Source organism: Massilia sp. MS-15 (genome assembly GCF_020176695.1).
In the GTDB taxonomy this organism is placed as follows: domain Bacteria; phylum Pseudomonadota; class Gammaproteobacteria; order Burkholderiales; family Burkholderiaceae_D; genus Telluria; species Telluria hydrophila.
In genome coordinates, this window is record NZ_JAIWIA010000012.1 from 1 (window position 1) to 26,345 (window position 26,345).

Annotated in this window: 23 protein-coding genes, 4 tRNA genes and 1 pseudogene; 12 read left to right on the plus strand and 16 right to left on the minus strand. The window is 65.1% G+C overall.

What is annotated here, in order from left to right:
* The 9 genes from LCI23_RS06285 to cysS all read right to left on the minus strand — a co-directional run.
* A partial coding sequence (locus tag LCI23_RS06285; RefSeq protein WP_224945444.1) for a tandem-95 repeat protein occupies positions 1 to 3,308 on the minus strand: 3,308 nt, incomplete at its 3' end.
* A 29-nt stretch (positions 3,309 to 3,337) separates the two neighbouring features.
* Positions 3,338 to 4,147, minus strand: coding sequence for an efflux RND transporter periplasmic adaptor subunit (locus tag LCI23_RS06290; RefSeq protein ID WP_224945446.1), 810 nt, complete (start codon positions 4,145 to 4,147; stop codon positions 3,338 to 3,340).
* Positions 4,148 to 4,155: 8 nt separating this feature from the next.
* Positions 4,156 to 5,706, minus strand: coding sequence for a TolC family protein (locus tag LCI23_RS06295; RefSeq protein WP_224945451.1), 1,551 nt, complete (start codon positions 5,704 to 5,706; stop codon positions 4,156 to 4,158).
* A 1,187-nt stretch (positions 5,707 to 6,893) separates the two neighbouring features.
* Positions 6,894 to 6,986: transfer RNA gene (locus LCI23_RS06300), tRNA-Ser, on the minus strand.
* A gap of 100 nt (positions 6,987 to 7,086) precedes the next feature.
* The gene (locus LCI23_RS06305) at positions 7,087 to 8,334 is read right to left on the minus strand and encodes an aspartate kinase (protein WP_224945452.1); all 1,248 of its coding nucleotides are present in this window, start codon (positions 8,332 to 8,334) and stop codon (positions 7,087 to 7,089) included.
* 141 nt (positions 8,335 to 8,475) lie between these two features.
* Complete coding sequence (tilS, locus tag LCI23_RS06310; RefSeq protein WP_374041149.1) at positions 8,476 to 9,900, minus strand: tRNA lysidine(34) synthetase TilS; 1,425 nt, start codon at positions 9,898 to 9,900, stop codon at positions 8,476 to 8,478.
* A complete protein-coding gene (locus tag LCI23_RS06315; protein WP_224945453.1) occupies positions 9,897 to 10,874 on the minus strand; it encodes an acetyl-CoA carboxylase carboxyltransferase subunit alpha in 978 nt (325 codons plus the stop codon). Before LCI23_RS06315 ends, tilS begins: the two co-directional genes overlap by 4 nt.
* A 122-nt stretch (positions 10,875 to 10,996) precedes the next feature.
* A complete protein-coding gene (locus LCI23_RS06320) occupies positions 10,997 to 11,665 on the minus strand; it encodes a DNA-3-methyladenine glycosylase (protein ID WP_224945454.1) in 669 nt (222 codons plus the stop codon).
* Positions 11,665 to 13,050 carry a cysteine--tRNA ligase gene (cysS, locus tag LCI23_RS06325; protein ID WP_224945457.1) on the minus strand — a complete coding sequence of 462 codons (1,386 nt, stop codon included), beginning with the start codon at positions 13,048 to 13,050 and terminating at the stop codon, positions 11,665 to 11,667. The genes LCI23_RS06320 and cysS overlap by 1 nt, the downstream gene beginning before the upstream one ends.
* A gap of 207 nt (positions 13,051 to 13,257) precedes the next feature.
* Here cysS and LCI23_RS06330 point away from each other — a divergent pair, with 207 nt between their 5' ends.
* The 3 genes from LCI23_RS06330 to LCI23_RS06340 all read left to right on the plus strand — a co-directional run bounded on the left by LCI23_RS06330 (position 13,258) and on the right by LCI23_RS06340 (position 15,256).
* Entirely contained in the window at positions 13,258 to 13,929 is a 672-nt protein-coding gene (locus LCI23_RS06330; RefSeq protein WP_224945459.1) for a peptidylprolyl isomerase, read from the plus strand.
* 62 nt (positions 13,930 to 13,991) lie between these two features.
* Complete coding sequence (locus LCI23_RS06335) at positions 13,992 to 14,483, plus strand: peptidylprolyl isomerase (RefSeq protein WP_224945461.1); 492 nt, start codon at positions 13,992 to 13,994, stop codon at positions 14,481 to 14,483.
* On the plus strand, positions 14,483 to 15,256 hold the full coding sequence (locus LCI23_RS06340; protein ID WP_224945463.1) for a UDP-2,3-diacylglucosamine diphosphatase: 774 nt from the start codon (positions 14,483 to 14,485) through the stop codon (positions 15,254 to 15,256). Before LCI23_RS06335 ends, LCI23_RS06340 begins: the two co-directional genes overlap by 1 nt.
* A 30-nt stretch (positions 15,257 to 15,286) precedes the next feature.
* Here the strand turns inward: LCI23_RS06340 and LCI23_RS06345 are convergent, their stop codons facing one another.
* The gene (locus LCI23_RS06345) at positions 15,287 to 15,676 is read right to left on the minus strand and encodes a type II TA system antitoxin MqsA family protein (RefSeq protein WP_224945464.1); all 390 of its coding nucleotides are present in this window, start codon (positions 15,674 to 15,676) and stop codon (positions 15,287 to 15,289) included.
* A gap of 189 nt (positions 15,677 to 15,865) precedes the next feature.
* On the opposite strand from LCI23_RS06345, the gene LCI23_RS06350 reads away from it, so the two are divergent.
* From LCI23_RS06350 to LCI23_RS06365, 4 genes are read left to right on the plus strand one after another with little or no spacing between them, the layout of a single operon-like run.
* Positions 15,866 to 16,255, plus strand: coding sequence for a GntR family transcriptional regulator (locus LCI23_RS06350; RefSeq protein WP_224945473.1), 390 nt, complete (start codon positions 15,866 to 15,868; stop codon positions 16,253 to 16,255).
* Positions 16,252 to 17,124 carry an ABC transporter ATP-binding protein gene (locus tag LCI23_RS06355; protein ID WP_224945475.1) on the plus strand — a complete coding sequence of 291 codons (873 nt, stop codon included), beginning with the start codon at positions 16,252 to 16,254 and terminating at the stop codon, positions 17,122 to 17,124. Before LCI23_RS06350 ends, LCI23_RS06355 begins: the two co-directional genes overlap by 4 nt.
* Positions 17,121 to 18,086, plus strand: coding sequence for a hypothetical protein (locus LCI23_RS06360; RefSeq protein ID WP_224945477.1), 966 nt, complete (start codon positions 17,121 to 17,123; stop codon positions 18,084 to 18,086). The genes LCI23_RS06355 and LCI23_RS06360 overlap by 4 nt, the downstream gene beginning before the upstream one ends.
* A 5-nt stretch (positions 18,087 to 18,091) precedes the next feature.
* Positions 18,092 to 18,997: a hypothetical protein gene (locus tag LCI23_RS06365; RefSeq protein WP_224945479.1), complete on the plus strand. Its 906-nt coding sequence runs from the start codon at positions 18,092 to 18,094 to the stop codon at positions 18,995 to 18,997.
* Here LCI23_RS06365 and LCI23_RS06370 read toward each other — a convergent pair.
* The 4 genes from LCI23_RS06370 to rnr all read right to left on the minus strand — a co-directional run bounded on the left by LCI23_RS06370 (position 18,957) and on the right by rnr (position 23,915).
* Positions 18,957 to 19,634: a YceH family protein gene (locus tag LCI23_RS06370; RefSeq protein WP_224945481.1), complete on the minus strand. Its 678-nt coding sequence runs from the start codon at positions 19,632 to 19,634 to the stop codon at positions 18,957 to 18,959. The two genes, LCI23_RS06365 and LCI23_RS06370, sit on opposite strands and share 41 nt — an antisense overlap.
* Positions 19,635 to 19,642: 8 nt before the next feature.
* Positions 19,643 to 20,389 carry a serine O-acetyltransferase gene (cysE, locus tag LCI23_RS06375; protein WP_224945483.1) on the minus strand — a complete coding sequence of 249 codons (747 nt, stop codon included), beginning with the start codon at positions 20,387 to 20,389 and terminating at the stop codon, positions 19,643 to 19,645.
* A 136-nt stretch (positions 20,390 to 20,525) separates the two neighbouring features.
* Positions 20,526 to 21,269, minus strand: a complete 744-nt coding sequence (gene rlmB, locus LCI23_RS06380) for a 23S rRNA (guanosine(2251)-2'-O)-methyltransferase RlmB (protein WP_224945485.1) — start codon at positions 21,267 to 21,269, stop codon at positions 20,526 to 20,528.
* Positions 21,270 to 21,272: 3 nt separating this feature from the next.
* Positions 21,273 to 23,915 carry a ribonuclease R gene (rnr, locus tag LCI23_RS06385; RefSeq protein ID WP_224945487.1) on the minus strand — a complete coding sequence of 881 codons (2,643 nt, stop codon included), beginning with the start codon at positions 23,913 to 23,915 and terminating at the stop codon, positions 21,273 to 21,275.
* A gap of 320 nt (positions 23,916 to 24,235) precedes the next feature.
* Here rnr and LCI23_RS06390 point away from each other — a divergent pair.
* The 3 genes from LCI23_RS06390 to LCI23_RS06400 all read left to right on the plus strand — a co-directional run bounded on the left by LCI23_RS06390 (position 24,236) and on the right by LCI23_RS06400 (position 24,613).
* A tRNA-Leu gene (locus LCI23_RS06390) sits at positions 24,236 to 24,320 on the plus strand.
* Between the two features lie 62 nt (positions 24,321 to 24,382).
* Positions 24,383 to 24,467: transfer RNA gene (locus tag LCI23_RS06395), tRNA-Leu, on the plus strand.
* 61 nt (positions 24,468 to 24,528) lie between these two features.
* A tRNA-Leu gene (locus tag LCI23_RS06400) sits at positions 24,529 to 24,613 on the plus strand.
* Positions 24,614 to 24,671: 58 nt separating this feature from the next.
* Here LCI23_RS06400 and cueR read toward each other — a convergent pair.
* Positions 24,672 to 25,088 (minus strand): Cu(I)-responsive transcriptional regulator, encoded by a 417-nt coding sequence (gene cueR / locus LCI23_RS06405; protein WP_307727710.1) that lies wholly within the window; start codon positions 25,086 to 25,088, stop codon positions 24,672 to 24,674.
* 101 nt (positions 25,089 to 25,189) lie between these two features.
* Here cueR and LCI23_RS06410 point away from each other — a divergent pair, with 101 nt between their 5' ends.
* Both LCI23_RS06410 and phaP read left to right on the plus strand, forming a co-directional pair.
* A complete protein-coding gene (locus LCI23_RS06410) occupies positions 25,190 to 25,390 on the plus strand; it encodes a hypothetical protein (RefSeq protein ID WP_224945489.1) in 201 nt (66 codons plus the stop codon).
* A gap of 48 nt (positions 25,391 to 25,438) precedes the next feature.
* Positions 25,439 to 25,990 (plus strand): TIGR01841 family phasin, encoded by a 552-nt coding sequence (phaP, locus tag LCI23_RS06415; RefSeq protein WP_224945491.1) that lies wholly within the window; start codon positions 25,439 to 25,441, stop codon positions 25,988 to 25,990.
* A 68-nt stretch (positions 25,991 to 26,058) separates the two neighbouring features.
* Here the strand turns inward: phaP and LCI23_RS06420 are convergent.
* Positions 26,059 to 26,345 (minus strand): annotated as a pseudogene (locus tag LCI23_RS06420) (type VI secretion system protein TssA); the annotation flags it as partial.

The following is a 26,345-nucleotide window of genomic DNA, read 5'->3' on the forward strand; positions in this document are numbered from 1 at the left end:
GTATCTTCGGCGGTCGTGATGTTCGTATTGCCAGCCACCGGCAGGTCGTTCACCGGCGTGACAGTGACGTTGACCGTATAGGTGTTGCTGCCGCCCTGGCCGTCGCTGACGGTGTAGGTGAAACTGTCGGTGCCATGGTAGTTCGCTGCCGGCGTGTACGCGTAGGTCCCGTCGCTCGCAATGGTCACCGCGCCATGCGCAGGATCGCTCGCCTTGGCGTAGGTGACCGTGTCGCCGTCGGCATCGCTTGCCGCCGGCAGTCTGCCAGACTTGACCGTATCTTCAGCGGTCGTGAAGCTCGTGTTACCAGCCACGGGCAGGTCGTTCACCGGCGTGACAGTGACGTTGACGGTATAGGTGTTGCTGCCGCCCTTGCCATCGCTGACAGTGTAGCTAAAGCTGTCGGTGCCATGGTAGTTCGCGTCGGGCGTGTAGGTGTATTTCCCGTCGCTGTCGATGCTCACCGTGCCATGCGCAGGATCGCTTGCCTTGGCATAGGTGACCGTGTCGCCGTCGGCGTCGCTTGCTACAGGCAAGCTGCCAGTGCGCGCGGTATCTTCGGCTGTGCTGATGCTCGTACCGCCGGCCACCGGCGCATCGTTCACCGGCGTGACGGTAATGTTGACGGTGTAGGTATTGCTGGCGCCCTTGCCGTCGCTGACGGTGTAGGTGAAGCTGTCGGTGCCATGGTAGTTGGCAGCAGGCGTATAGGTGTAGGAGCCGTCCGCGACGAGCTGCACGCTTCCGTGCTGCGCGCCAGTGGCGAGCGCGTAGCTCACCGGGTCCCCATCGGGATCGCTGGCGGCCGGCAGCGCGCCGGTATGGATGTTGTCCTCGGCAATCGTGATACTGGCTGCACCAGCGACCGGTGCCCCGTTCGAGTAGGTGACCGCAACTGTCACCGCCTGTTCGCGCAGATTCCCCGTCGCGTCCTGCGCAACGACCGTGAACGTGTAGCTGGATTTGGCGCCGGCATCGAGGTTGCCGCTCGCCAGGCGCACGACCCCGGTGCCGGTATGGATCGCCAGCAGGTTGGCATCGCCCGCTCCCGGCTTGATGGCGTAGCTGACCACCTTGTCGGTGAAGTCAAGGTTGTCGTTCGCGCTGGCCGTATACAGCACAGCCTGGCCCTCGACGACACTGGCCGTCGTGCCCGAGGTGAACAGCGGCGCCTGTTCGTCGATGTTGGTGACGCTGAGAACCAGGTTGACGGCCGCCGACCAGTTGCCGGCCGCATCACGCGCCTGCACCCCATGGGTGAAGCTGTTCGCACCGTTTTCGTAGTCGTTGCTGGCCGCGTTCGCGGCGGCGCCGGTGGTCGTCAGGCGAACCTTGCCATCGTTGCCGATACTGAAATACCCATCGGCGCTGGTGGTCGTACCGGTCGCGCCGAAGCGGAAACCGGTGACGCCCACGTTGTCGCTTGCGCTGACGGTACCGAGCAGCGTGCCATCCGCGCGGTTCTCGGCATAGCTGAAGACCTGGCCGGCGGCCACGACGGGGGCGCTCGCATCCGCTGGCGGATCAGCGAAATCGATCGTCAGGTCGAAACGGCTGGCCCCGGTCACGGCGCCGGCATTGCCGCTGGTGAAGGCGGTGTTGCCGAAGCTGATGCCCAGGTTGCTGATATCGTTCGCATTCGCATGCGCGGTGGCGTTGCCCGTGAAGCTCAGCACCGCGGTGGTGTCGCTGGTGCGAATGAGCTGCGCGCTCAGCCCGGCGGGAAGATTGGAAAAGCCGACGCCTGGCAGGGACTGCCCGTTGGTACCGGTAAAGGTGCCATTCGACAGGGTGATGGTCGACGTCGTCACGATCGCGCCATCGTTGGCTGCGGCTTCGGCGAAGTTGATTGTGCTGTAGCTGAGGATGGGCGCGGGGTTCCCGGTGACGGTGGTCTCGCCTGTCCAGGACGGGCCCACGCTGAAGTCGAAGGCGAAGTAGGCCTGGGCCTTGGCGCCGGCGACACCCGCATTCACCTCGAAGGTGCTCATCGAATCGTAGTAGACCCGCACGCGGTAGGCGTCGGCCGCGAACGACGAAGATGGATTGTTCTGCGGATTGTTCGTCGTGTACAGGAAGGTAACCGTACCGTCGGCTTGCACACTGGGCACCAGGAAGGTACTTTTCGCGAGTTCGTAGCGTGCAAAGCCCTTGAAGCTCTGGAACTGGCGGTCGGCGCCGCTACCCAGGCTATCGATATCGTAGGAATTGACGACCACGTTCTGCAGCGTCACCGCGGTACCGGTGCCCGCGCCCGTATAACTTCCCCCCTTGTAGAAGGAAATCGTGAACGTGGCATTGCCCCCCACGGCGGTCGTGTTCAGGTTGGGTTGGAAGTAGCCGCCATTCGACGAGGGATTACTGAGCGAGTCGTAGCTGCTGATGGTGGTTCCGGAAATCGTTGTCGTCACCACCGCGTCGACCACCTGTCCATTCAGCGTGATGACGTTATTGAAGCGCACCACATCGCCATTGTTCACACCCGTGCCGATGACCGCCGTCGTATTGTTGAAGCTCAGCGGCAGCCAGTTCGCGTTGTACGTCGTCGATGTATCGAGCTCACCGGTCCAGCCGGCCCGGTCGAGTTCCATCGGCGCCGCTTCCACCGCCCCGCTGCGCGCCTCCAGGATCCAGTTGCCATAGCCGCTGGAGCCGGTACGGTCGGTCGATGCGGCGACGTCGGCACCGGTCAGCTGGCCGATGCGTTCGACCAGGTCCTGGCCGTCGGCGCTGGCGGCCAGGTCGCAGCCATAGAACAGCAGGTCGCCATCGGCGCTCAGCTTCCCGCCCAGCTCGCCGAGCGCCGCGGCATACCGGTCCAGGCCGGCACTGTCGAGCACACTGGTGCCCAGTTCGATCTGTCCCGCGCGGCCGTGGGTCACCAGGTGGATCGCATCGACCGGGGCGCGGCCATCAAGGGCCGCGATCATCTGTTGCAGGCCGTCGCGCGTATGGTCCAGCACCACGATCTCCACACCGGCGGGCACGGCCCGCAGTAATGCTCCCAGATCGGAGATATTGTCTTCGACGAAGATGATTTCCTGGCGTCCTTGTGCCGCCGCCTGGACGGCGGGTGCCACATAGGCCTCGAGCGCATCGCTGCGCTCGGCGGCCATGGCGGTCGGCACCTCGGCCGCGACGGTCTTCGCGGCTGCCACGGCGGCATCGGCCGTGGCGCCATCGAACATCACGCGCGGTTCGAGCGCCAGCGGGGCCGGGCCGCGCCGGTTCAGCGCACGACGTTGTGCTGGCGCCGGGGCGTCGGGTTGTGCAACATCGTTCTGCAGGGGAAGGGAGAAGGATTTCATACGGGCTTGGATGACCTGTTTTGTATTTTTTACTGACCCGCGGGCGGGACCAGGGAGACGCGGCCGCTCATGCCGGCGATCAGCTCGGGGAAGCGGCCATCGATCGTGGCCGACAGCTTGACAGACTGGCTCACCGGATCGACCCGGGCGCCGATGCGCTGCACCTTGGCGGGATAGCTCTTGCCGGTTTCATCGATGCGTACCTGGAAGGCATAGCCGGGCTTGACCCAGGCCAGCCAGCGCGAAGGCACCAGGAATTCCAGCTCCAGCACCGAGTCGTCGATGATTTCGAGCAGGGCCTGGCCGGGCTGCACATACTGCTGCTCGCGCACCTTCTGCTCCGCCACCCTGCCCGAGAAGGGCGCGCTGACCGCGCACTTGGACAGGAGCACGCTGGTCGCCGCGACCTCGGCCCTGGCCTTGCCGACTTCGGCCTCGGATGCTTCCAGCTCGACCTTGCCGACCGAGCGCAGTTCTTCCAGTCGCTTGTTGGCGCCATAGGTACGCTCGGCCGCGCCGAGCACCGCTTTCGCTTTTTGCAGCTGCGCCTTCTGCAGCGAGCAGTCGAAGGCAACGAGCACCTGGCCGGCGCGGAAGGCGCCGCCCTCCGCCACCGCGACCCGGTTGACCTTGGCGCCGATCTCGGCGGCGATGGTGGTGAAACGGCGCGGCGACAGCTGGGCGCGGATGTCCTGCTTTTCCAGGGCGGGACGGGCCACGGCCGGCGCCGGCTGAACAACAGCCCGCACGGGGGCCGGCGGTGGCGGTGGGGGAACAGCGGCCGCCTGGGCGGCACTGCATGCCGCGGCCAGGGCCGCGATCAGGGTCAACGCTTTCATGGGCTGCCTCATTGCGCGGCCGGCGCGACCAGGCCCTTGTCCCAGCCACGCATCGCCTCGCCGACGGCGCGCGTGATCTGGTCCAGCGGCAGCGTATCGGCGCCGGCCAGGCGCGGTTCCATGCCCATGGTCGCCTGCATCTTGCCGGCCGCGCCCTGCAGCTGGGCCAGCGACTGGTAGCGGCGCAGCAGCGAGAGGATCGCGGTGGTGTTGTTGGCCACCAGTTCCAGCCTGCTCTGCGCTTCGACTTCCTGGCGGTTCTTCACGTGCTCGGCGATCTTGGCATCGGCCTGCCAGATCTGATCGGCGCGCACGAACTGGCGGTAGGCGATCTGGTACTGCAGGCGCGCCAGGTGTACCTGGGTCAGCACGGTCATCTGGGTCGCCATGCGGCGCTGGTCGGCCAGCTGCACGCCGGCTTCCGCCAGGCGCTTCTGGGTCGGCGCGGTGAACAGGTTCAGCACGTTCCACGACAGCTGCAGGCCGGCGCTGCTCCAGTGGTTGTTGATCAGGTACTTGTCGGTGTCGTAGCGCAGGTCGTAGTTGAAGGCAAGGTTCGGGAACATGCGCAGCATGGTCTTGCGGGTTTCCTCGACTGCGATGCGGGCATTCAGGAACTGCTCGCGCAGTTCGCCGTTCTGGCTCACGGCCAGCTCTTCCATGCGCGCCACCGGGATCTCGAGCAGGGCCGGCGAGGCGCCGCCTTCCGGTTCGGCCACATCGATGTCCTCGCCCAGCGGAGCATTGACCAGGCTGGCCAGCTCGACCTTGCCGCTGGCCAGTTCCTGCTCGATGCTTTCCAGCAGGCGCAGGTTTTCCAGCAGCTGGCGCTGGTAACGCAGCGTGTCCACGGGCGAGCGCAGGCGCTCGTTCTCGACCTTGCGCGCATCGTCCAGGGCCGCTTCGGCCAGGGTGATGGTGCGACGCACGTCGTCGCGCAGCTTTTGCGCGCTCACGGTGCGCCAGAAGGCGCTGCGCACGTCGGCGACCAGCACGTGCAGGGCCTTGCGGCGGCGCTCGGCGGCGACCAGCACCCGGTCGGCGCCCTGCTTCGCATTCAGGTAAGACATCCCGAAGTCGAGCACGTTCCAGCTCAGGCCCAGGTCGTAGGCGGCGTGGCTGCGTTCGGACGAGATGTAGGGATTGGCCAGCGACGGCAGGCCGGTCACCGAGTCGACGCTGCGCGTGATCAGGTCCTGGTCGCGGGTCGTGTAGCCGGCATTCGCGACCAGGCGCGGCAGCATGTCGAGGCTGGCGCTGTCGAACTGGCGCATGGCCAGGGCTTCTTCCATCAGGCGGGTGCGGCGGTCCAGGTTGTACTTGAGGGCGCGCGCGATCGCCTCGTCCATCGTCAGCTTGCCGGCGATCGGCGGCACGTTGGCGCGCGCCGCCTGGCGGTCGGCGGCCGCCTGCCGCTGTACGGTGGCCTCGTCCAGAGGCTGCACCTGGACCGTGCCGCAGCCGGTCAGCAGCGCGGCGGCGCAGGCTGCGGCAGTCAGTAGCGCAAGTTTTTTTGGCAGGAAGGGGGTGTGGAGATGCGTGATCGCGAAAGAAGCCATTGTCTGAAGTAGTGCTGAGCGCTGGGATGGAAAAAGGGTGAAGGGTGATTGGAACGGAGGTGGATGTCGGGTTCGCTGTAACTGTGCCCCTGTATTCATTCGCGTGCGAAGCGCGCGACAGGAAAGTGCCGGGCTGGAAAATGAAACGTTTCGCCTGCCGTGACAATCTACAATCATGTCGTGCATGCCAGCCTGCCGAGTTCACTCACGGTGAACGAACTTTGGATGCCGCTGTTGCCTACTGCGCATTTCTGCGTGCCTACCCAGGGCGTCCAAAAAGCAAACGGGCAGTGTGGACTGCACATGCGTGAGGATGGGAATCCGGATGCCAGCGAAATGACTGGTTAGCGCTGCGGCGGTTCAATGCAGGATGATTGAAACTCGTCTCGATCAGTATTGTTAAAAGTGGTTTTATATAAACCCTCGGTTCTCTTCTTTTCTAATGCTGAATTACGTTTATTAATTGCGTTGATTGCGTGGTGCTATTTCATCCCGTCTTGCCTGCGCCGGCAATCAACATGCACTTAGATGATTTGTTAAACGCAATTTGACGGCTTTGACGCCATTGTAGCGCCATGTAGGAATGTTCCTACGAGCAAGCTGATTTATCTCATTCTATGTTGTATGACGACAACGTAATTTCCGTATGGAAATTGTTTGTATTTGAAGCTTCCTTCGCATGCGACAGAGCTTTGTATTTTGTCTCAACACAATATCGAAGAGAATGTTGCCAATAGGAAACATCGAGTACATGATGGAAGATAGATGTCGACAGTTTTTGTACGCGATGGCGTGCAGGCGAGACACCTATTGCAGTGCAGGCTGTTCGGACAGCCTCTCGCCCCGTCCAATGCGTATTACAGTGCTGATCGCGCCGCTCGCACGACCGCGCACATATGAGGCAACTGCCAAGATGTGGCGCTGTCGTCGATCCCGGTAAAGAGCGACCTTCGACGTGTCGAGCCAGCCAGGCATCCATCGCGTTCAGGTGACCAACAAGGATTCGACGCTGCTGCTGGGTTCGCTTAACGGCGCTGTGTTCGCTTAATTGTCGCGCCAGGAATGAGGATTGTTCACGGTGCGCGATGTTACCGGCTGGGAACCGCTTGATGAGCGCATTGCGCATTCCAAGGGGCAAGCGCAGAAAAGAAAAAAGCTACCTTGCGGTAGCTTTTTTCTTTGAAACTTGGCGGAGACGGTGGGATTCGAACCCACGATACGGGTATAAGCCGTATGCTTCCTTAGCAGGGAAGTGCCTTCGGCCACTCGGCCACGTCTCCCATCAGGGCCAACCGGCTTGCCAGTCAGCGCTGAGTGCACGCATCTTAAGGGCTGGTGTTCGTTGCGTCAAGGACGCACGCCCTAAAATTTTGAAAATTGTTAAGCTTGCTCGAGGTTAAAAGCCTTGTGCAAGGCGCGCACCGCGAGTTCCATGTATTTCTCGTCGATGAGAACGGAAATCTTGATCTCGGAGGTCGAGATCATCATGATGTTGATGCCCTCTTCCGACAGGGTGCGGAACATCTGCGAGGCCACGCCCACGTGGCTGCGCATGCCAACGCCCACCGCCGAGACCTTCGACACCTTGGCGTCGCCCAGCACCTTGGTCGCACCCAGCTCCTCGCGCTGGGCTTCCAGCACCGCCATCGCCTTGGCATACTCGTTGCGCGAGACGGTGAAGGTGAAGTCGGTCTTGCCGTCCACCGACTGGTTCTGGATGATCATGTCCACTTCGATATTCGCATCCGCGATGGGACCGAGGATGTGGAAGGCGACGCCCGGCTTGTCCGGCACGCCCAGGACGGTGATCTTGGCTTCATCGCGATTGAAGGCGATACCGGAGATGACAGCTTGTTCCATATTGCTTTCTTCCTCAAACGAAATCAGGGTGCCGGACTTCGCTTCTTCGTCCAGCGGCATCAGGGGATCGGTCAGCGACGACAACACGCGCGTCGGGACCTGGTAGTTACCGGCAAACTCGACCGAACGGGTCTGCAGCACCTTCGAGCCCAGCGATGCGAGCTCGAGCATTTCCTCGAAGGTGATCTTGGACAGGCGCCGCGCCTCGTGCACCACGCGCGGATCGGTCGTATACACGCCGTCGACGTCAGTGTAGATCAGGCACTCGTCGGCCTGCAGCGCGGCAGCGATGGCCACTGCCGACGTATCCGAACCGCCACGGCCCAGGGTCGAGATGTTGCCGTCTTCATCCATCCCCTGGAAACCGGTGATGATCACGATCTTGCCGGCTTCCAGGTCGCCGCGCACGCGGGTGTCGTCGATCGACTGTATGCGCGCCTTGGTGAACGAGGAGTCGGTGCGGATGCCCGCCTGCCAGCCGGTATACGACACCGCGTCCTTGCCGATCGCGAGTAGCGCCATCGCCAGCAGGCCGACCGACACCTGCTCGCCGGTCGAGGCGATCATGTCCAGTTCGCGCGGGTCCGGTTGCGGCATGATTTCCTTGGCCAGTGCGATCAGGCGATTGGTCTCGCCGGACATCGCGGAAGGCACCACCACGATCTGGTGGCCGGCATCATGCCACTTGGCCACACGGGCCGCGACATTCTTGATACGGTCCGTCGAGCCCATCGACGTACCGCCGTATTTGTGGACAATTAAAGCCATAGCAGCGAGGTTCCAACCTGTTGATAGATCAAGAGAGGACCTTTACTCTAGCATGCTGCAGCGCACTATAACAAGCCGAGGGAAGAGAAAAAGCTATACGAAAAGAAAATAAAGTAATACTGTTTTCGTATAGAAACTTTGTCAATCCGGGAGCCAGCGCAGGACGATGCGCTGCCCTTGCTCCTGGTCCGCCTGCCCTGCCCCCATATGACGGCAATCCATGCCGATGCCGGCGGCGAACAGGAGTTCCTGCCCGGCCCAGACCAGCGGGGCGCGCTCGCGCTCCCAGGCCGGCACGCCCAGCGCCTGGTAATGCGCCTTCAGGCCACGGGTGGGCCGGTTGGGCGCGGGCTTGAGACGCTCGCCGCCCTGGCGGAAATCGATGGTGAGCGGCCGGCTGCGCAGCCAGGCCGGATCGAGGCCGATGCCATCAAGGGCCCGCTCGAAACGCAGCACACCGCCGTAGGCGGGAAAGGCCAGGCTGTCCTCGCCGTTCCAGCGAAAGCCCTGCCCTTCCTTGATCAGCACGCCTTCGTCGTCCGGGTCGCGCATGCCGGCCAGTTCGGGCAGCCTGGGCGTGATGCGGAGTTTGCCGCGGTGGCGCCGAATGTCGCAGGCCGGATGCGTCACCTTCAACTGCGCATCCTCGCGCGCCGAGAACAGCTGCGACGTCATTTCGGCCAGCCAGGCCATCGAGGGCATCGCCAGGCCGCGCACGGCGAACAGGTGGCGCAGCAGGTTGTCGATCCGCTCGGGGCTGAGGCGGCGGGCGCGCGCCAGGTCCAGCGCGTCGCCGTCAAGGCAAGCCGCCAGGTCCTGCGCCGCCACCTCGTCGAGGATGCGCTGGGCTGCCTGCACGTGGGCGGCGCCACGCGCCAGGCGCTGCTGGTAGCCGGGGAAGCTGGCCGCCAGCGCCGGCATCACGCCATGGCGCAGGGCATTGCGCGCAAAGCGTGGATCGCTGTTCGATTCGTCCTCGACCCAGGCCAGGCCAGCTTCGGCCGCATAGGCTTCCAGCTGGCTGCGCGCGACCGAAAGCAAGGGGCGCGCCATCACCAGTTCGGCGCTGCCCAGCAGGCCGGGCGCGCGGTTGGCCGCATCCATGCCCGACAGGCCGGCAGGACCGGAGCCGCGCAGCAGTTGCAGCAGGATGGTCTCGGCCTGGTCGTCCAGGTGGTGGGCGGTCAGCAGCAGCGGCGCGCTATGGGCCAGGCACAGCTCGCCCAGGGCCCGGTAGCGCGCCTTGCGCGCCGCCGACTCCAGGCCATCCTTGCCCCGTGCGACCTCGACGCGGCGGTGGTCGAACGCGATGCCGCGCGCGGCGCAGGCGTGCGCGCAATGGGCCAGCCAGGCGTCGGCGTTCGGACTGAGCCCGTGGTGGATGTGGAAGGCATGCAGGGGGATGCCGTGCTGCGCGCTCCAGGCGTGCGCCAGCGACAGCAGGGCCATCGAATCGAGGCCGCCGCTGCAGGCAAGGGCAATCGCGCTGGGGGAATACGTTTCGCGCAGGCCGGCCATGGCCTGCGCAAACACGGCCGGCACGCTGCCGGCGCGGGGAGAACTCACTCTTCTTGCGGCAGGGTTTCCTTGAACTTGCCGTAGCTCATCAGCTTTGCGTGACGGGCTTCGAGCAGGTCCTTGGTCTTGACGCCCTGGAACTGGCGCAGGGTATCGGCCAGCGCGCGCTTGAGCAGCTGGGCCATCTGCGCCGGATCGCGGTGCGCGCCGCCCAGCGGTTCGTTGACGATCTTGTCGATCAGGCCCATCGCCTTCAGGCGATGCGCGGTCAGGCCCAGGGCGTCGGCCGCGTCGCTGGCGCGCTCCGAGGTCTTCCACAGGATCGAGGCGCAGCCTTCCGGGGAAATCACCGAATAGGTCGAGTATTGCAGCATCAGCACCGCGTCGCCCACGGCGATCGCCAGTGCGCCGCCGGAGCCGCCTTCACCGATGATGGTGGCGATCAGGGGCACTTTCAGCTCGGCCATGACGTACAGGTTGTGGCCGATCGCTTCCGACTGGCCGCGCTCCTCGGCGTCGATGCCGGGGAAGGCGCCCGGGGTGTCGACGAAGGTGAAGATCGGCAGGCCGAATTTCTCCGCCAGCTTCATCAGGCGCATGGCCTTGCGGTAGCCTTCCGGACGCGGCATGCCGAAGTTGCGCGCGGCGCGCTCCTTGGTGTCGCGGCCCTTCTGGTGGCCGATGACCATGCAGGCCTGGCCATTGAAGCGGGCCAGGCCGCCGATGATCGACTGGTCGTCGGCGAAGCTGCGGTCGCCGTGCAGTTCGTGGAAGTCGGTGAAGATCGCGTTCACGTAATCCATCGTGTACGGGCGCTGCGGGTGGCGCGCGATCTGCGATACCTGCCACGGGGTCAGCTTGGCATAGATGTCCTTGGTCAGCTGCTGGCTCTTCTTGGCCAGGCGGTCGATCTCTTCGGAGATGTCGACAGCGGAGTCGTCCTGCACGAACCGCAGCTCTTCAATCTTGGAATCCAGCTCGGCGATCGGCTGCTCAAAATTGAGGAAAGTTGTTTTAGTCATTGTACCTCCGGATTATTTCGTGGCTGCGGCGTGCATGAAACACATCCCTGCGCGCGTTCTGGCCATGTTTGGACATCATTTTACCGTACCCGCGGCGAATATCGGATATTCGCCGGGGCCGTTCAAGGTCCTGCTTGCGGATCCAGGCTGCGCCACAGATACCAGGTCGCCACCGTGCGCCAGGGTTCCCAGTTGGCCGCGACCTCGCGCGCATCGCTGCGCGAAACTGGCTCGCCGGAAAAATAATTCTGGCTGATGCCCTGGATCAGGCCAGGGTCGTCGAGCGGCAGCACGTTTGGCCGGAGCAGATTAAATATCAAAAACATCTCCGCTGTCCAGCGGCTGATGCCGCGGATCTGCACCAGTTCCGCGATCACCGCTTCGTCGCCCATCTCGGACCACAGGTCGGCATGGACGCGCCTTGCCTTGAAATGGTCGGCCAGGTCGAGGATGTATTCGGTCTTGCGCTTGGACAGGCCACAGCCGGCCAGCTCGACCGCGCCGGCCTTGATCACCTGGCCGGGAGAGAGCTTCGGACAGATCGCCTGCAGGCGGCCCCAGGCCGCGTCAGCCGACTTCGGTGTCACCTGCTGGCCGACGATCGAGCGCGCCAGCGTGGTGAAGGGGTCGGGATGGCCGCGCAGGTGCAGGTCGCCGAACTGCGGGATCAGCTTGGCCATGATGCGGTCGCGCCCGATCAGCGCGGCTTTCGCCTCGGCCCAGTAGGCCGGCACCGACAGTTCGTCCGCGGGTCCGGCGTCGGCGCCGGACTTGTCCTGGTCGGCGCCCATTATGCGCGGCGCCAGGTCGTCGTTCCGTCCGGCTTGTCTTCCAGGATGATCCCGGCGGCAGTCAGTTCGGCGCGGATCGCGTCCGCCTCGGCGAAGTCGCGGGCTTTCTTGGCGGCGGCGCGGCGCGCGATCGCATCCTCGATGCCGGCGTCGCCCTGCGCGCTGCCGCCTTGCAGGAAGGACTGCGGCGCGCGCTCGAGCAGGCCCAGCACGCCGGCCAGGGCTTTCAGCTGGCGCGCGGCGGCGATCGACTTGCTGCGGTTGACTTCGCCGGCCAGGTCGAACAGCTCGGCCACCGCCAGCGGGGTGTTGAAGTCGTCATCCATCGCTTCGCGGAAGCGCAGCCCATGGGCTTCGTTCCAGTCCACTTCCGGGGTCACGCCATCGATGTCGACAGTGGACAGGGCGGTGTACAGCCGGGTCAGCGCGCCCTTGGCGTCATCGATATGGACGTCGGAATAGTTCAGCGGGCTGCGGTAGTGGGCACGCAGGATGAAGAAGCGGATGACTTCGGCGTCATACTTCTTGAGCACGTCGCGCACGGTGAAGAAATTGCCCAGCGACTTGGACATCTTCTCGTTGTCCACGCGCACGAAGCCGTTGTGGATCCAGTAGTTGACCATGTTGCCGCCGAAGGCGCCTTCGGACTGGGCGATCTCGTTCTCGTGGTGCGGGAACTGCAGGTCGGCGCCGCCGCCGTGGATGTCGAAGTGCTCGCCGAGGGTGGCGCAGGACATGGCCGAGCATTCGATATGCCAGCCCGGACGGCCCGTGCCCCACTTCGACTCCCACTTGGCCTCGCTCGGCTCGGTTTCCTTGGCGGCCTTCCACAGCACGAAGTCGAGCGGATCGCGCTTGCCGCTGCTGACGTCCACGCGCTCGCCGGCGCGCAGGTCGTCGAGCGACTTGCCGGACAGCTTGCCATAGCCTTCAAAGCCGCGCACCGCGTAATTGACGTCGCCGTCCTCGCTGCGGTAGGCCAGGCCCTTGCGTTCGAGCTGCTCGATGATCGACAGCATCTGCGGCACGTAGTCGGTGGCGCGCGGCTCGACCGTGGGCGGCAGCATGTTCAGGGCCGCGATGTCCTCGTTCTGGTACTGCAGGTTGCGTGCGACCAGCTGGCCGATGGTCTCGCCGTTCTCGACGGCGCGGCGGATGATCTTGTCGTCGATGTCCGTGATGTTGCGGACATACTTGACCTCGTAGCCCGAGGCCATGAGCCAGCGGTAGATGACATCGAAGGCCATCATCATGCGCGCGTGCCCGATGTGGCAGTAGTCGTAGACGGTCATGCCGCACACATACATGCCGACCTTGCCGGCTTCCATCGGGACGAATACCTGCTTGTCACGCGCAAGCGTGTTGTAAATCTTCAGTTGGCTCATGGGTGTGGTCTGGCGAGGGAGAGGATCGGCACGGCGGGGGTGCGCCGGGATCGTCTGGCCCCTCTGGTGTTGTTCTTCTTTGATAGAATGGGACGTTCTGCGCAAAGTATAGCATTGATAAAATCACGACTGGCCGCCTACGGCCCAGCTTTATTTTTCGGGAAAAGACTTGACAGCGCCTTGCGCGAGGTCCACCAGAGGAGAGCCATGAGCACCACCACTTCCTTCCGCCGTTCGCTGCTGCATTGCATGGGCCTGGGCCTGGTCCTGGGCGCAACGACCCTGCTGGCGCCTGCCGCGCAGGCGCAAACCGAAGGCCAGGCCGAACCGGCCGCCGAGGCCCAGCCGGCCGCGCCCGTCGTCAAGGGCCCGCGGGTCGCGCTCAAGACCACGATGGGCACGATCGTGCTGCAGCTGGACGAGGAACGGGCGCCGAAGACGGTCGCCAACTTCATGCAGTACGTGAAACAGGGCTTCTACAAGGGCACGATCTTCCACCGCGTGATCGACGGCTTCATGATCCAGGCCGGCGGCATGAACGAGAAGTTCGAGGGCCGCAAGACCAACAAGCCGGTCAAGAACGAATCGAACAACGGCCTGTCGAACCAGCCGTACACGGTGGCGATGGCGCGCGAGGACCATCCGGATTCGGCCACCTCCCAGTTCTTCATCAACGTGGCCGACAACTCGGGCATCGACTACCCGTTCTACAAGGGCTCGGGCTACACCGTGTTCGGCAAGGTCGTGCGGGGGCAGGAAGTGGTGGACAAGATCAAGGGCGTGATGGTGGACGACGTGCGCGGCATGCAGAACGTGCCGGTGACGCCGATCTTCATCCAGTCCGTGAACGTCCTCAAGGGCGACAAGCTTGTAAAATAGCGGATGTGCAATCTCGCGCTGCAACACATTCTCACGATAAACAACAAGGAACAGGACCGCACATGACCAGCGTACGCATGACCACCAATATGGGCAACATCACCATCGAACTCGACGCCGAGAAGGCGCCGAAGACCGTTGCCAACTTCCTCGACTACGTCAACAAGGGCCACTTCGCCAACACCATCTTCCACCGCGTGATCAAGGACTTCATGATCCAGGGCGGCGGCTTCGAACCGGGCATGCAGCAGAAAGCCACCGACGCCACCGTCGAGAACGAAGGCAAGAACGGCCTGAAGAACGACAAGTACACCATCGCCATGGCCCGTACCTCGGCGCCGCACTCGGCGTCGGCCCAGTTCTTCATCAACACCAAGGACAACGCTTTCCTGAACTACCCGGGCCAGGATGGCTGGGGCTATGCCGTGTTCGGCAAGGTGACCGAAGGCCAGGACGTGGTCGACCAGATCAACGCCGTCAAGACCAGCCGCAGCGGCATGCACTCGGACGTGCCGGTGGAACCGGTCATCATCGAGAAGGTCGAAGTCCTCTGATGCCAGCGGTGCGCCGGGGCGATCCAGCAAGCCCGCCCCAGCGCACGCTCGCGCTGTTCGTCTCGGACCTGCACCTGCAGGCCGCCCACCCGCGCACGGCCGACGCTTTCCTGCGTTTCCTGGCCGGGCATGCGGTGCATGCCGAGCGGCTCTACCTGCTCGGCGACATCTTCGAATACTGGGCCGGCGACGACGACCTGGCCGAGCCTTTCCACCAGCAGGTCATCGGCGCCCTCCGCGCCGTGGCCGAGGCCGGCACGGCGGTCTACTGGCTGGCCGGCAACCGCGACTTCCTCGTGGGGCCGGGCTTCGCCGGGGCGGCCGGGCTGCAACGCCTGGATGAACCCCATGTGATCAGCGCCGGCGGCCGTCGTATCGCGCTGGTGCATGGCGACGCCCAGTGCACGGCCGACCACGCCTACCTCGCCTTCCGCGCCCAGGTGCGCGACCCCGCCTGGCAGCGCCAGTTCCTGGCCATGCCGCTGGCGCAGCGCAAGGCCATCATTGCCGGACTGCGCGAAGGCAGCCGCGAAGCCCAGGCCGGCAAGGCCTACGAGATCATGGACGTGGCCCCGGCGGCGGTCGAGGCGCTGTTCGCCGAGACCGGCGCCAGCGTCATCATCCACGGGCACACGCACCGGCCCGCGCTGCATGACACGCAGGGCCGGCTGCGCTACGTGCTGCCGGACTGGGAACTCGATACCGAGCCGCGCCGCGGCGGCTGGATCGCACTGGCGGCGGACGGGACGCTCACGCGCCACGACCTGGCGTAGTCACGTAGCGTGGGCGCAAGCCCCCTACCCCTATAATTCGTCCAGCAGCGCCGGATGCTTGCCCAGCAGGCGCAGCAGCTTGAGCAGCGCCGCCGGCGCCGGCGCCTCGCCCTTCTCGAAGCGCGCGAAGTCGCCCGGCGCGTCGCCGAATAAGGCATCTGCCCTGTCCCGGGTCAGGCCCAATGCCTTGCGCAATGCGCCGATCTGCTTGCGCTCCTGTGCATCGACCTGCTGGCGGAAGGCGGCGATCAGCGCGCCGTAGTGCTCCTGCTCGCCCTGGGCGAACAGCACTTCCTTACAGCCAGCACAATGCTCGACGACGAGGTCCGGAATCGTCGTACTACGCTCCTTGTAGGTGTACTGCAGGTCCCTGATCGCATGCGCCAGGGGCGAGACGCCACAGTTCGGGCACGTCAGCATCGTTTTCTCCTGCGCTTGTTGGTCTCCCATCCTACCAAAGCCGGGCGCCGTGGCGCGCCCGCACGAAATGTGGGATATGCATGTTTACATTTGCAATACCACTGTTATACTTCTCTACAACACCACCTCAATGCAGCACCAACACGGAGCGAAACATGATGAATGCAATATGCCAGGGGAGGACTGAACATGACAGTCGGCTGGAATGACAACACACCGATCTACCGCCAACTCAAGGAGCGCGTGGTCGGGATGATGCTCGACGGCCTGCTGAAGGCCGGCGACGCCCTGCCCTCGGTCCGCCAGATCGCGGCCGAGTATCAACTCAATCCGATTACCGTCTCGAAGGCCTACCAGGAACTGGTCGACGAGAACCTAGTGGAAAAGCGAAGGGGAATAGGCATGTACGTTACCGAAGGCGCGAGCGAAAAACTGCTGGCTACCGAGCGCGAACGCTTCATCCGCGAGGAGTGGCCGGCCATGGTCGAGCGCATCCGCCGTCTCGGCCTGAACCTGGAGCAGCTGTTGCAGGCATCCGGCCCGGGCGCGCCGAAGCTGGCGCCGGGAGCTTCGGCATGAGCGCCGTGCTGTCCGCCCGCGGCCTGAGCAAGCGCTATGGCAAGCGCACCGCCGTCGACGGCATCGACTTCGAGGTGCCGGCCGGACGCATCGTCGGCCTGATCGGCCCGAACGGCTCGGGCAAGACCACCACCCTGAAGGCCGCGCTTGGCCTGATTCCTTTCGAGGGCCAGCTGTCGGTGCTGGGCATGGACCCGCGCACCCAGCGCGACGACCTGATGAAGGAAGTCTGCTTCATCGCCGACGTTGCCATCCTGCCGCGCTGGCTGCGGGTAAAGGACGCGATCGACTTCGTCGAAGGGGTGCACCCGCGCTTCAACCGCGAGAAGGCCGAACGCTACATCGCCGCCACCAAGCTCAAGCCCGGCATGAAGGTCAAGGAGATGTCGAAAGGCATGATCGTCCAGCTGCACCTGGCGCTGGTGATGGCGATCGATGCCAAGCTGCTGGTCCTCGACGAGCCGACGCTGGGCCTGGACATCATCTACCGCAAGCAGTTCTACCAGAACCTGCTGGAAGACTACTTCGACGAGCAGAAGACCATCGTGATCACCACCCACCAGGTGGAAGAGGTCGAACACATCCTGACCGACCTGATGTTCATCCGGGAGGGGAGGATCGTGCTGGCCGCCTCGATGGAGGAGATCGGCGAGCGCTATACCGAAGTGATGGTCCCGGCCGAGAAACTGGGCGCGGCCAACGCGCTGGCGCCGATCGACAAGCGCACCGTGTTCGGCAAGGCCGTGATGCTGTTCGACTCGGGCGCGCCGGGCGGCGCCTCGCGCGCCCAGCTGGCCCAGCTCGGCGAGACCCGCAATCCCAGCGTTGCCGACCTGTTCGTGGCAACCATGAAAGGAACCTACGCATGAAAACAATGAAATGGCTGCTCCGGCGCGAATTCTGGGAGCACAAGGGCGCCTTCTTCTGGGCCCCGGTCGCGGTGGCCGTGGCGATGATCGTGCTGGTCGGCGGCGGCTTCATGTACGCCATGGCCTTCGGCGGCAGCGAGCAGATCCAGATCGACGGCCGCACAGTGGTGGCGATCAACGGCATTCCGGCCGACCTGCGCTACAAGATCGCCCATGTGGCGGCCTCGGGCTACCTGGGCCTGGCGGCGCCGCTGTTCCTGGTACTGGCGGTGGTGGTGTTCTTCTACTGCCTGGCCGCGCTGCACGACGACCGCCGCGACCGCAGCATCCTGTTCTGGAAGTCGCTCCCGCTGTCGGACCGCGACACCGTGCTGTCGAAAGTCCTGACCGCGCTGGTGGTGGCGCCGCTGATCACGATCGCGGTCGGGGTGGTCACCGCCCTGGTGCTGCTGGTGCTGGGCATGATCAGCGCGGCCGGCAAGGGCGTGAACCTGTTCGCCCCGGTGCTGATGGAGCCGAACCTCTACCTCGCTCCCCTGTACCTGCTGGCCTTCCTGCCGCTGTACATCATCTGGGCCCTGCCGACCGTCGGCTGGCTGCTGATGGTCTCGAGCTGGGCCCGTTCCAAGGTCTTCCTGTGGGCGGTCGGGACGCCGCTGGTGGCCGTGGTGGTGCTGAAGTGGTTCAACTTCATCGTCGGCCACGTGTCGAACCGCGTGTTCGACATCGACTGGTTCGTCAGCGAAGTGGTGGCGCGTGGCCTGGGCGGCCTGGTCCCGGGGATCTGGCTGTCGCAGGGCGATATCGGCGTCATCAACCAGCAATACGGGCTGGATCCGAATACCCTGCTGGGCCTGTCGTACGCGACCCTGGCCAGCCCGGGCGTGTGGGTGGCCGCCGCCGTCGGCGTCGCGATGCTCTATGCCGCTACCCGCCTGCGCCGCTGGCGCGACGAAGGTTGAACGCGGTGCGCAGGCTTGATGCCCGTCCCGTGGCGCTGATGCTCGGCGCGCTGCTGCTATGCGGTGCCAGCGCTGCCAGCGCTGGCACTGCTGCCGCGGCGGCCGATACCGTGGCCGCCGCGGGCGCGAAGCCGACGCGTGAGCTCGAACCGGTGCACGTGAACGCGATGCGCAATCCGGAGGTGCGCAAGTACAAGGTGATCCTGGCCGGCCTGGATGCCTTCGAGCGCCACCATGGGCTGGCGCCCGCCGCCGAGCGCCTGCGCTTTCGCCTGGTGGCGCGCAAGAAGGACGAGGCCGCGGAGCCGCTGGCGGCGCGCCTGGTCGGCGACGGCGGCTTCCGGCTGCCGGTGGCGATCGATGCCGGCCTGCGCTTCACCGTCCCGCGCAGCGAGGCGGCCGAAGATGCCGACAGCGAGCTGGAACTGAACCGCAAGCGGCGCGTCTACCGCACCGAGCCCGAGGTCCGTACCCCGGGCCTGGCGGAAGGACGGCGCCGCCTGGGCGACCTGCGCCTGGAATGCAAGGTGACGATCGCCATGGCCAAGGCCGAGATCCCGGCCTTCTGGGTGCTGACCATCAACACGCTGCTGTTGCGCACCGACTGGTGCGGCTTCTTCGGCGACCCGGACGATTTCCGCTGGGAGAGCGCGAGCCGGAAGGCGCACTTCCCGTTCTTCGCCGAACGGCCACTGCGCGAGGCCGTGCTGGTCGACGGCAATCGCTCGGCCAGGCTGGAAGTGAACGGCGAGACCTTCCACGTGCCGGTCGGGAACGCCGGCTGGAGCGACGACGCGGTGATCGAACTGAGGTATGCGGACCAGGCCGATGCTGGCAGCGTGGCCACCGCGACCGGGCCGCGCACCGCCGCTACTGGAACTGCTGGCGAAACGCCTCGAACTGCGCCTTGAGTTCGTCCAGTTCGCCGCGCAGGGTGGCGACTTCCTGTTCCAGCTGGCCGACCCGGCCGCCGCTGCCGCCGCCGGCGGTGGCGCCGGCGGCCGGCGCTTCGTAGGCCGGGAGTTCACCGCCCAGCAGGTGGCCGTAGCGCGGCTCCTTGGTGCCGGGCGCGCGGTCCAGCCGCGCCACCAGCGGCGGATATTTATCGATCAGGAACTGCAGCACGGCCTCGACTTCCGCCACGCTGCGGAACTCGTGCAGGCGGCCGGTGCGGGTGCGGATCTCGCCCGCGGTCTGCAGGCCGCGCAGCATCAGCACCGCCAGCACCGCCACCTTGTCCTGCTCCAGCGTCCACTTGATGCGCATGCGGTGCTCGTACTTCGGCACCCGAGCGCCGGCCTGCGAGATCGCGCTGACCAGCTTTTTCTCGATCAGGCGCTGCAGCGTGTCCTGGACCATCTCGTCGGTGAACTGCATGATCGGATCGCGGCTCGACAGCTGGTTGCAGCCGTTAACGATCGCGTTTACCGACAGCGGGTAGTTGTCGGGCGTGAGCGCCTCTTTTTCGGCCAGCACCGCGAGCACGCGGATCTCTTCCGGGTCCAGCATGGCGCCAGTATCCTGCGCGCCCATCGCATCCATCGTCATTCGCTTCCTCAGTCGACCAGTCGGTTCAGTTGTTCCGAATCGAGTTTATCACCCTCGACCACCTTCGGACAGCACAGGCCGGCCTCGCGCATGGTGTCGGTCAGGCGCTCGATCTGTTCGTCCTGGCGCGCCACGTGGTCCACCAGCGCGCGCAAGGCCTTCGACAGCGGGTCGTCGCCGCTTGCCGTCACACCATAGGCGGCGAACAGCTGGGCGCTGCGCGACTGGTCTTCCTTGCGGATGATGTGGGCCGGATTGCCGACCGCCGTGGCGCCGGCCGGCACCGGCTTGACCACCACCGCGTTCGAACCGACCTTGGCATACTCCCCCACCGTGAAGGCGCCCAGCACCTGGGCGCCGGCGCCGACGATCACCCCGCGTTCCAGGGTCGGATGGCGCTTGGTGCCGGCCACCAGCGTGGTGCCGCCCAGGGTCACGCCCTGGTAGATGGTGCAGTCGTCGCCGACCACGGCGGTTTCGCCGATGACCACGCCGAAGCCGTGGTCGATGAAGACCCGGCGCCCGATGGTGGCGCCGGGGTGGATCTCGATGCCGGTGAGGATGCGCGCCAGGTAGGAGATGAAGCGGCCGATCCACTTCAGGCGCAGCTGCCAGCAGGCATGCGCCCAGCGGTGCAGGATCACCGCATGCAGGCCGGGGTAGCAGGTCAGGACCTCCCAGCCGTTGCGGGCGGCGGGATCGCGCTGGATGATGCTGCGGATGTCGTCGCGCAGCCTGGAGAATGGGGAAAACATAATCGGGATGTGTGCAGGCCAGGGAAGATGGTAGCGCATGTCCACCGGCTTTGCTGGGAATGCCGCAGGAATGGCGGCCGGGCGGCGCGATCCGGGCGCGCGCCGGGATCGTTCGCGAACGCAAGACCGGTGGGGATCAGCCTTCGCGCGCGATGCGCTGGCGGCGCGCCTCGTACAGGCAGACGCCCGAGGCCACCGACACGTTCAGGCTCTCGACCGAGCCGAACATCGGGATGCTGACCAGGAGGTCGCAGGTTTCGCGCGTCAGGCGGCGCATGCCCTCGCCTTCCGACCCCATCACCAGCGCGGCCGGTCCGGTGAAATCGGCCTCGTACAGGCCCTTGTCGGCGTCGTCCGAGGTGCCGATCAGCCAGATGCCGCGTTCCTTCAGTTCGCGCATGGTGCGCGCCAGGTTGGTGACGGTGATGTAGGGGACGGTCTCGGCGGCGCCGCTGGCCACCTTGGCGGCGGTGGCGTTCAGGCCGACGGCACGGTCCTTGGGCACGATGACCGCGTGCGCGCCGACGCCGTCGGCCACGCGCAGGCAGGCACCCAGGTTGTGCGGGTCGGTGATGCCGTCGAGGATCAGCAGCAGCGGCGGGCCTTCGATGGCGTCCAGCAGCTCGTCCAGGTTGCGCGCCAGGGCCAGCTGGCTGGCGAAGGCGATCACGCCCTGGTGGCGGCGGGTGCCGGTGATCTTGTCGAGACGCGCGGCATCGACCGGCATCACGCGCACGCCCGCTTCCTTGGCGTTGGCGACCAGGTCCTGCATGCGGCGGTCATTGCGCGACGCGTCGACGAAAATCTCTTCCACCGATTGGGCCTCGTGGCGCAGCCGCGAGGTCACCGCGTGGAAACCGAAAAGCATTTTGTTCTTCATGGATTACTTCTTCTTCCTGCTAGTTTTGGCAGCGGGGGTCTTGGCCTCCGCCTTGGTTTTTGGTGCGCCTGCGCTGCTGCCGCGGGCGGCACGCTTGGCGGGCGCCTGGGTGGCGGCATTGTTTGCGGTGTTACTTGTGGCATTGCCTGCAGCGCCAGCGCGCTTGCCCGTGGCCTTGGCGGCCGGCCTGCGCGCCGTGCGCGGCGGCGGCACGAAGACCACGTCTTCCTCGCTGCCGGCTGCTTCCTCGTCTTCGGCGCTAGTGGTGCCGGCGGTGCCGGCGGTGCCGGCGGTGCCGGCGGTGCCGATGGTGCGCGAAGGCGCGGACGCGCCCTTGGCCTTGCGGCCCTTGGGCGGCTTCGGCTCCAGCGCCTCGACCGCCGCCTGGCGCGCCCGTTCCAGCGGCGCCGGGACCGGCTCGGCGCCATCGGCCAGCGCCAGGTCGATCTTGCGCGACTCCAGGTCCACGCGCGCGACCTTCACGGTCACCTTGTCGGTCAGCTTGTAGACCTGGCCGCCGCGCTCGCCACGCAGCTCATGGCGCGCCTCGTCGTACTGGAAGTAGTCGGTACCCAGGCCGCTGATGTGCACCAGGCCTTCGACGTACAGCTGGTCGAGGGTGACGAAAATGCCGAACGGGGTCACGCCGGAGACGGTGCCGGTGAAGTCCTCGCCCAGCTTGTCCTGCATGAAGTAGCACTTGAGCCAGTTCTCGACGTCGCGCGAGGCTTCGTCGGCGCGGCGCTCGTTGGCCGAGCAGTGCACGCCGAGCGCGTCCCAGATGGTGAGGTCCTTTTCATTTTTCTGGGTGCCGGCCGCCTTGTCCTTGGCGGCCTGCTTGCGCGCCGAGTTCGACAGCGTCGTGTTCAGCCCCGCCAGGTCGATGCCCTTCGGCTCGTACTTCTTCCCTTGCAGGATGGCCTTGATGGCGCGGTGGGTCAGCAGGTCCGGGTAGCGCCGGATCGGGCTGGTGAAGTGGGCATAGGCCTCGTAGGCCAGGCCGAAGTGGCCGACGTTGTCCGGGCTGTAGACCGCCTGCTGCATCGAGCGCAGCAGCATGGTCTGGAGCAGCGCGGCGTCCGGGCGCTCCTTGATCTTCTGCATCACCTCGGCATAATCGCGCGCGCTGGGCTTGTCGCCGCCGCCCAGGTGCAGGCCAACCAGTTTCAGGAAGGTGCGCAGCTGGTTCAGCTTTTCCTCGGTCGGCGTAGCGTGGATGCGGAAGGTGCCCGGATGCTTGTGGCGGATCAGGAGGTCGGCCGCGCACACGTTCGCGGCCAGCATGCATTCCTCGATCAGGCGGTGCGCGTCGTTGCGGGTGCGCGGGATGATCTTCTCGATCTTGCCGACGGCATTGCAGACGATGTAGGTCTCGGTGGTCTCGAAGTCGATCGCGCCGCGCTCCTGGCGCGCCTTCAGCAGCGCGCGGAACACTTCGTTCAGGTGCAGCAGGTGCGGCACGATGGGCAGGCGACGCTGGGCTTCCGGACCATTCGTGTTGCCAAGGATCTCGGCCACTTCGTTATAGGTCAGGCGCGCGGCCGAGTGCATGACCGCCGGATAGAACTGGTAGGCCGCGACTTCGCCGTCCTGGGTGACCACCATGTCGCACACCAGGGTGCAACGGTCCACCGCCGGGTTGAGCGAACACAGGCCGTTGGACAGCTTCTCCGGCAGCATCGGGATCACGCGGCGCGGGAAGTAGACCGAGGTGCTGCGTTCGATCGCATCGGTATCGAGGGCGTCGTTGGGCTTGACGTAATGGCTGACGTCGGCGATCGCCACCAGCAGGCGGTAGCCACGCGTACGGCCGATCTTCACCGGTTCGCAATACACGGCATCGTCGAAGTCGCGTGCGTCCTCGCCGTCGATGGTCACCAGGGGCACGTCGCGCAGGTCGACGCGGTTGGCCAGGTCGGCATCCACGACTTCGTTCGGCAGGCGGTTGGCCTGCTTCAGCGCGGCGGCGGAAAACACGTGCGGCACGCCGAACTTGCGCACCGCGATCTCGATTTCCATGCCCGGGTCGTCCAGCTCGCCCAGCACCTCGACGATCTTGCCGGTCGGCTGCTGGAAGCGCGAAGGCTGCTCGATCAGCTCGATGCTGACCACCTGCCCCGCCTTGGCCTTGCCCGGCCCGCCGGCCACCAGCACGTCCTGGTTCATGCGGTTGTCTTCGGGCGCGACGATCCAGACCCCGCCCTCGTTCATCAGGCGGCCGATGATGTGGGTGTTGGCGCGCTCGACCACCTCGACGATCGTGCCCTCCTGGCGGCCCCGGCGGTCCTGCCCGGTGACACGCGCGCGAACGCGGTCGCCATGGAGCACCTTGTTCATTTCCTTGTCGTTCAGGAACAGGTCATCGCCGCCCTCGTCCGGAATGACGAAACCGTAGCCGTCGCGGTGCGCGCTGACGCGGCCGGTAATGAACCCGGACTGGTCGGCCAGCATATAGGTGCCGGACGCGTCGGCGCGGATCTGGCCGTCGCGCTCCATCGCGTTCAGCCGGCGTCCCAGGACTTCCTGGGCGGCGGGCTTGACCTTCAGTGCGCGCGCCACGTCGGCCGCGCCGAGCGGGCCCTTGGCACTGCGAAAGACGGCGAGGATTTCCTCGCGGCTAGGAATAGTATGAGTAGGTTGCTTCAAATCGTTTTCTTGTTTCTCTTGATGAAGGAGGGCATGGCGCCCCGGAAGATTGACACCTTGACAGGCGTAGTGTAACGGAGAGGCGCGTGATTCGCCTAACGCTTGCGGCGAAGCGTGCCAGCAGGGCTTTCTTGCCGGCGCTCACCGCGGCTCTTTGACTTTTACAATCCTTCCGCTATAATCTCGGTCTCTTCAGCAAGCAGCTCGCTGCAGCGGGAGAGAAGGCAGTAGCAGGTAGCGCGTTCGACGCGGCGAACAACGAAAGTTGATCTAGCGAAAAATGACAAAGCCTGATATTGTAGCAGAGTTAGCAGTTCAGTGCCCACGTGGCGGAATTGGTAGACGCGCATGGTTCAGGTCCATGTGCCGCGAGGTGTGGGGGTTCGAGTCCCTCCGTGGGCACCACTCTACCGGAAGGTCTCCGCAGCAGTATCGCAGGAAGCAGCACAGCAGTCAGTAGCACACATGCCCACGTGGCGGAATTGGTAGACGCGCATGGTTCAGGTCCATGTGCCGCGAGGTGTGGGGGTTCGAGTCCCTCCGTGGGCACCATCTACTGGATGTAGATCCGCAAGCAGTATCGTAGTAGAAGTTTTGCAGTAGCAGTATCAGTGCCCACGTGGCGGAATTGGTAGACGCGCATGGTTCAGGTCCATGTGCCGCGAGGTGTGGGGGTTCGAGTCCCTCCGTGGGCACCAAACTCTACCTGTCAGGATCGATCGGATCCCGCAAAACGCCGTAAGCTTTGGAAAAGGCTTACGGCGTTTTGCGTTGCGTCGCCAGGTCGTCCAGTATCGGGCAATCCGGACGCGCATCGCCATGGCAGGACGCGGCCAGGCCCGCCAGGGTACGGCGCATCGCCTGCATTTCCCCGATCCTGCGGTCGAGTTCATCGATGTGGCTGCGCGCCAGGGCGCGCACGTCGGCGCTGGCGCGCCCCTTGTCCTGCCACAGGCCGAGCAGGGTGCCGATCTGCTCGAGCGAAAAGCCGAGCGCGCGGGCACGGTGCACGAAGCGCAGCCGGTGCACATCGTCCTCGCCATAGACACGGTAGCCTGATTCCGTGCGCCGGGCGGCCGCCAGCAGGCCGATCGCTTCGTAATGGCGAATCATCTTGGCCGATACGCCGGAAGCCCGGGCGGCATCGCCGATCGTCAGCGTCCTTGCTTGCATCACTCCTCCTGTTGTTTCCTGGCGCAGCATACACCTTCCCACCGTGGGAAGCGCAAGGCCGTGCTTGACTTGGCGCGCAGGCGCGTTAAGCTCGAGGCGTCATGAAGAAGACCGCCCTCCCCCTCCTGATCGCCTCCCTGATCGCCGGCGCCGCGCTTGCGGGACCGGCGCCCTGGTACCAGTGGCGCAGCAAGCTCGATGGCGCCCTGGCCTGTTCCCAGACGCCGCTCGGTCCGGGCTGGGAAAAGTCAGGTGGCCCCTACCGGGACGCGCGTTGCGAAAAACCCATGCTTGCGAAATAATGGGGTGGCAAGGCTCATCCGATCTATTCCAATACCAAGGAGACACCGATGTTTACGAGTCCGGAGCAGTTCGCCAACGCCACCAAGACCCTGTTCGACCTGCAGATGCAGACCTTTAATACGCTTGCCGACAAGACCGTGAAAGGCGTGGAACAGGTAGTGGCCCTGAACATGCAGGCAGCGAAAAGCTCGATGGAAAGCTCGATCGCGGCCGGTCAGGAAATGAGCAAGGCTGGCGACCCGAAGGCCGCCATCGCCGCCCTGCATGCCCGCATGCAGCCGGGCGCGGCCGGCGCCGCGGAGTACCGCGAGAACCTGAAAGCCATCATCGACGAGATGCACCAGGAATTCCGCCAGGCCGCCGACACCCACGTGGCGGAAGCGAAGAGCACCCTGTCGGCCCTGATCTACGATGTGACGCAGAACGTCAAGCCCGGCTCGGAGAATGCGGTCGAGATCATCAAGGCCGCGATCGACAATGCCTTCAAGGGCTACGAGCAGGTGACCCAGGCCACCCGCCAGGCGGTGCAGACGGTCGAGGCGCAGATTGCGAAGGCCAGTTCGCTGGTGCAGCCAGGCGTACAAAAGCAGGCTGAGTAGTTTCAGCCGATGCCCTCATGAAAGAAAATTTCAAAAATTTATCTAAAATGAAATTTTCTTTCATCCTTTTATCTTGCTTCGCTCTCGATTCCCAGTAATTCCTCCAGCCGCGCCAGCGACGTGTCATCCTTGATGACCGAGCGCAACCAGGCATGCAGCGGCTGTTCTCCCCAGCGCGCGGCCTTTTCGGCCAGGTAGGCCACCGGGCTGTGCGGCTCGGTGCGGCGGAAGAATTCGGCCACGCCGCGCAGCTGGGCCAGCGCCTGTTCGCGGCTGTGCAGGGGGCCGTCGAGCAGGCGCAAGCCGGTACCGGGAGCCGTCATGGCCAGCCCCTGCGGCGGCGCCCCCCCGGCCC

Bases quoted from the DNA above. Each gene is read 5' to 3' on its own strand.
- LCI23_RS06330 (WP_224945459.1), top strand. From the start codon at position 13,258: ATGAGCACCACCACTTCCTTCCGCCGTTCGCTGCTGCATTGCATGGGC.
- LCI23_RS06320 (WP_224945454.1), bottom strand. From the start codon at position 11,665: ATGGGCGCCGACCAGGACAAGTCCGGCGCCGACGCCGGACCCGCGGAC.
- LCI23_RS06305 (WP_224945452.1), bottom strand. From the start codon at position 8,334: ATGGCTTTAATTGTCCACAAATACGGCGGTACGTCGATGGGCTCGACG.
- LCI23_RS06360 (WP_224945477.1), top strand. From the start codon at position 17,121: ATGAAAACAATGAAATGGCTGCTCCGGCGCGAATTCTGGGAGCACAAG.
- LCI23_RS06345 (WP_224945464.1), bottom strand. From the start codon at position 15,676: ATGCTGACGTGCCCGAACTGTGGCGTCTCGCCCCTGGCGCATGCGATC.
- LCI23_RS06350 (WP_224945473.1), top strand. From the start codon at position 15,866: ATGACAGTCGGCTGGAATGACAACACACCGATCTACCGCCAACTCAAG.
- LCI23_RS06370 (WP_224945481.1), bottom strand. From the start codon at position 19,634: ATGACGATGGATGCGATGGGCGCGCAGGATACTGGCGCCATGCTGGAC.
- phaP (WP_224945491.1), top strand. From the start codon at position 25,439: ATGTTTACGAGTCCGGAGCAGTTCGCCAACGCCACCAAGACCCTGTTC.
- cueR (WP_307727710.1), bottom strand. From the start codon at position 25,088: ATGCAAGCAAGGACGCTGACGATCGGCGATGCCGCCCGGGCTTCCGGC.
- LCI23_RS06410 (WP_224945489.1), top strand. From the start codon at position 25,190: ATGAAGAAGACCGCCCTCCCCCTCCTGATCGCCTCCCTGATCGCCGGC.
- LCI23_RS06315 (WP_224945453.1), bottom strand. From the start codon at position 10,874: ATGACTAAAACAACTTTCCTCAATTTTGAGCAGCCGATCGCCGAGCTG.
- LCI23_RS06340 (WP_224945463.1), top strand. From the start codon at position 14,483: ATGCCAGCGGTGCGCCGGGGCGATCCAGCAAGCCCGCCCCAGCGCACG.
- cysE (WP_224945483.1), bottom strand. From the start codon at position 20,389: ATGTTTTCCCCATTCTCCAGGCTGCGCGACGACATCCGCAGCATCATC.
- LCI23_RS06355 (WP_224945475.1), top strand. From the start codon at position 16,252: ATGAGCGCCGTGCTGTCCGCCCGCGGCCTGAGCAAGCGCTATGGCAAG.
- cysS (WP_224945457.1), bottom strand. From the start codon at position 13,050: ATGAGCCAACTGAAGATTTACAACACGCTTGCGCGTGACAAGCAGGTA.
- rlmB (WP_224945485.1), bottom strand. From the start codon at position 21,269: ATGAAGAACAAAATGCTTTTCGGTTTCCACGCGGTGACCTCGCGGCTG.
- LCI23_RS06335 (WP_224945461.1), top strand. From the start codon at position 13,992: ATGACCAGCGTACGCATGACCACCAATATGGGCAACATCACCATCGAA.
- LCI23_RS06290 (WP_224945446.1), bottom strand. From the start codon at position 4,147: ATGAAAGCGTTGACCCTGATCGCGGCCCTGGCCGCGGCATGCAGTGCC.
- LCI23_RS06295 (WP_224945451.1), bottom strand. From the start codon at position 5,706: ATGGCTTCTTTCGCGATCACGCATCTCCACACCCCCTTCCTGCCAAAA.